We start from the raw sequence: 4,535 nt of genomic DNA, 5'->3' as shown, positions 1-4,535 counted from the left end.
GTGGGCGCAATACACCACGGTCATCACGGCCGACTCGATCCGCGGCTACCTCGACGGCGTGGCGATGGGCCCGGCGGTGCCGAAGACGACGCGCATCGCCGAGTTCGCCGGCCCGCTGAGCGTGCTGATCGGGAAGAGCAACTACCGCACCGACCCCACCTACGCCGGGTCCTTCCGCGACCTGCGCGTGTTCGACGAGGCGCTCACCGCCGAGCAGGTCGCCGCGCTGCACTCGGCCGACCTCGTCGCGCCGACCGTCCAGCCCTCCAGCGTCAGTGGCACGTCTTCCGACGACAGCGTGAGCGTCTCGTGGACCGGCGCGCCCGCCGGCTCCGGCCGCGCGCCCGTCTCGGGCTACCGCGTCACCCTCACCCCGGTCGGCGGGGGCACCGCCGTCACGGACTCGCTCCCCGCGACCGCCCGCACCGCCGTGCTGCGCGGTGTCGCCGAGGGCAGCTACACGATCGCCGTGCGCGCCGAGAACGCCGCGGGCACGGGTCCCGCCGCGACGGCCGCCGCTCCCGTCACCTCGGGCCCCGCTCGCTCCGACGCCGACTGGGTGGCCGCCGCCCGCGCCGCGCTGCTCGCCGCCCCCGCCTTCTCGGCCCAGGAGCGCTCGCGCGTCTCGGGCGCCCTGACGCTGCCCGGCACGCTCGCCGAACTGCAGGGCCGCGACGCCGAGCCCGGCGCCGACCGCGTCGCGATCGCGTGGACCTCCTCGGACGACGCCGTCGTCAGCGACACCGACACCCCCAGCGGCAGCACCACGGAGGGACTCGCCGACGTCGTCGAGAAGGGCGCAGTCGTGCGCGGCGCAGCCGACGCCTCCGTGACGCTCACCGCCGTGATCAGCCGCGGCACCGCGACCAGCACCCTGACCCTGCCGCTCACCGTCCTCGCCGCTCCCGCCGCGACGGAGAACGAGGCCTACCTGTTCGCCTACTTCAGCGGCAACTCCACCGATCAGCAGCAGATCCGCTTCGCGACCACGGACGGCAACGACGCCCTCGACTGGACCGAGCTCAATGACGGCGCTCCCGTGCTCACCTCCTCCCAGGGCACCCGGGGCCTGCGCGACCCCTCGATCGTGCGCTCGGTCGAGGGCGACCGCTTCTTCCTGCTCGCCACCGACCTCGACATCACGAAGACCACCTGGCCGGAGTCGTTCACGAACGGATCGAAGCACCTCGAGATCTGGGAGTCGACCAACCTCGTGAACTGGTCAGAGCAGCGCCACATCGAGGTCTCGCCCGAGTGGGCAGGCATGACCTGGGCTCCGGAGGCGCAGTGGGACGAGTCGATCGGCCAGTACGTCGTCTACTGGTCCTCGCGCGTGTACCCCGAGGGGCAGCCGCACGTGACGGGCGCTCCGGGCACCACCGACTCGCGCATCGTCTACGCCACGACCCGCGACTTCCGCACCTTCTCGGAGCCGCAGGTGTGGGTCGGCTCCGGTGATCGCATCGACGCCACGGTGCTCAAGCAGGGTGACGACTACTTCCGCTTCACCAAGGAGGTGTCGGGGGACGCGGGCTGCCAGGACATCGTCACCGAGCGCTCGACGAGCCTGCGCTCGACCTACGTCGACTACCCGGTCGGCGGCGACTGGTCGGTCGTCGAGAACTGCGTGGCGCGGAACGCCGGCTACGACCAGATCGTCGAGGGACCGACCGTGTTCCCCGCGAACGAGGGCGACGTGAACGGCTCCGGCTACTACCTCTTCGCCGACTGGTTCACCGGCACCGGGTACCAGGCCTTCCACACCGAGGACGTCTCGCAGCCCGGCTGGACCTACCTCGACCCCGCCGCCGACGACCGGGTCTCGCTGCCTGCCTCCCCCCGGCACGGCTCGGTGATCGGCATCTCCCGCGAGGAGCGCGACGCGGTGCTGGGCGCGTACCAGCCCGAGCTGCTGGTGACCTCGGTCGCCCCGGTCGCCCAGGACGTGAGAGTCGGATCGACGAGCACCACCCTGCCGGCGACAGTGCAGGCGACCTTCACCGGCGGGCGCACCGAGCAGGTCGCGGTGGCCTGGGAGGCGTTCGACGCGTCCGTCCTCGATCGCGCCGGGGAGGCCCTCGTGGTGCGCGGCACTCTCGCGAACGGAGCGGCGACCCGAGCGGTCGCGACCCTCACCGCGGTCGGCGGAGTGGAGGTGACCGCGTCGGCCGTCCCGCGCTGCGTCGCCGGGAAGGTCGTGCTGACGGTGACGACGACCAACCGCGGGACGGAGCCGGCCGCAGTGCGCGTCGTCACCTCCGCGGGCACGAAATCGATCGCCGCCCTTGCACCGGGTGCTCGATCGACGACCGCGTTCAGCACCCGCTCGCCGTCCGTCTCCGCCGGTTCGGCAACCGTGACTGCAACGACCGGGGAGTCCTCCGCCAGCGTCTCGGCCCTCTACGGGGCACTGAACTGCCGCTAGAACTCTCATCGGCCGCCTCGCCGATCGGCCTGACGGGGGAGGCGGCCGATCTCCTCCTGGCAGCGATGTCGCATGACTCAGATGTCACGCCTTGAACCCGCTCTGCGCATCACCAGCACAGGCCGACTCTCGTCCCTCGCTCCTTTCCCTCCGATGACGTAAGGAAACAACCATGACAAAGACCACCTCCTGGTCGCGACGGAACTTCGTCGCTCGAGCCGGCCTCGGCGCCGGTGCCGCATTCGCACTGCCCGCGGTCGCCCAGACCGGTGCCGCGGCGCCCGCTGTCGCCGCGGAGCCGGGTGAGACCATCACCGAGGCCAACCAGCGTCTGCTGGCGCGGTTCGTGGACATGCGCTTCGGCATGTTCATCCACTACAGCCTCGGCACCTACTCGAACGAGGAATGGGCGACGCCGAACCAGTCCCCGTCGCTGTTCGCGCCGCCGTCGGTCGACTGCGCGCAGTGGGCCGCCGCGGCCAAGGCCGCGAAGATGCAGTACGCGGTCCTGACGACCAAGCACCACGACGGCTTCTCGCTGTGGCCGACGGCCTTCGGCACTCAGAACGTGATGTCGAGCGGATACAAGCAGGACGTGGTCCGCCAGTACGTCGACGCGTTCCGGTCGCAGGGCCTGCGAGTCGGGTTCTACTTCTCGATCTGGGACCGCACGGCGCCCATCGCGGGCTTCGGCGGTCACACACCCGATCAGACCCAGGCGCCCGACCCGCTCGACATGGACATCATCCTCGGCCAGCTCACCGAGCTGCTGACGAACTACGGCGACATCGACCTGCTGATGACCGACGGATACACCTGGCAGATGGGCCAGCAGGCGATCAACTACCGCCGCATCCACCAGCTGGTCAAGGAGCTGCAGCCCGACTGCCTGCTCACCGACATCTGCGCCGTGACCCAGCCCTGGCTCGGCGACGCCATCTTCTGGGAGGAGCCCCTCGGCATCACGGTGCCGGCCGGCAACATCCAGGCGGGCGTGCAGGGGCAGACGATCAGCAACGGCTGGTTCTGGCACCCCTCGACTCCCACCGAGGGGCTGATGTCGCGCGCCGACATCCTCGACCACCTGGCGGTGACCGAGCCCCGGTTCACGTCGTTCCTGCTGAACTGCCCCCCGAACCGCGACGGCAGGCTGGACGCGAACATCGTGGCGCGCCTCGCGGAGGTCGGGCAGGCCTGGGCCGGTCCGAACACCGCGCGCCCCGCCCTTCCGGCGCAGCCCGTCAAGGTCGAATGGCCCGTGGTGCCGGTCGCCGCCCACGCGTCCGCCTACCGCGCCACGGAGGGACCGTACCTGGCCATCGACGGCCGCGGCGACGTGAACGTCGAGACCTGCTGGTCGACCTGGCCGGGCACAGGGGCGCTGGCGCTCCCGGCGACCCTCACCCTGGACCTCGGCGGGGTCTGGTCCGACGTCACCACGTTCCAGTACCTCCCGAAGCAGTGGCGGCGCAACGGCACCGACGGCGACGTCACTCGCGCCCGGGTCTCGGTCTCGACCGACGGAGTGACGTACATCGAGGTCGGAGCGCCCACCTGGGCGCCCGATCCGACGCCGAAGACGCTCGAGTGGGCACCGCGCGACGTCGCGTACGTCCGCTTCGAGGTCCTCGAAGGCCGAGGCGGGTACAGCAACGTCAACGGAGTGAAGATCGGCGGGCGCCTCACCAAGCCGGTCCGCAGGCCCGACCTGCGGGCGGACGTTCCGGTGAGCATCGTCAACGCTCGCAGCGGACACGCGCTGACCGGCGCGGCGAGCGGAGTGACCCAGTCCGCGCGCTCCACGGACCAGACGCAGGTCTGGATCCCCCGGCCGGTCGACGACGGCTACTACTCCCTCGAGAACGCGGCGACGGGGTCGATGCTGACCCTCGTGGGCACGCAGCGGGACCCGGGCGCACGCCTCGAGCTGACGGCGCGCCTGCGCTCCTACCGGCAGCAGTTCGCCCTCACGACACTGCCTGACGGCTCGACGGTGCTCACCAACCGGCTGAACATGCTCTCGCTCGGCATCGACGGCTCGGTCGACACAGTCGGCGCCGCTGCGGCGCTCCAGGCGCCCGATCTCGGCGCTGCGGTGCTGAAGTGGACC

At 71.2% G+C, this 4,535-nt stretch carries 2 protein-coding genes; both read left to right on the top strand.

The window, feature by feature from the left end:
• On the top strand, positions 1–2,425 hold a 2,425-nt coding region (locus C5C10_RS17170; protein WP_181073505.1), incomplete at its 5' end, for a fibronectin type III domain-containing protein.
• 172 nt (positions 2,426–2,597) lie between these two features.
• On the top strand, positions 2,598–4,535 hold a 1,938-nt coding region (locus C5C10_RS17165), incomplete at its 3' end, for an alpha-L-fucosidase (protein WP_104329869.1).

The sequence above is a fragment of the Rathayibacter sp. AY1A3 genome, from assembly GCF_002930975.1.
Taxonomy (GTDB): domain Bacteria; phylum Actinomycetota; class Actinomycetes; order Actinomycetales; family Microbacteriaceae; genus Rathayibacter.
This window is presented reverse-complemented; position numbering and strand designations above follow the sequence as displayed.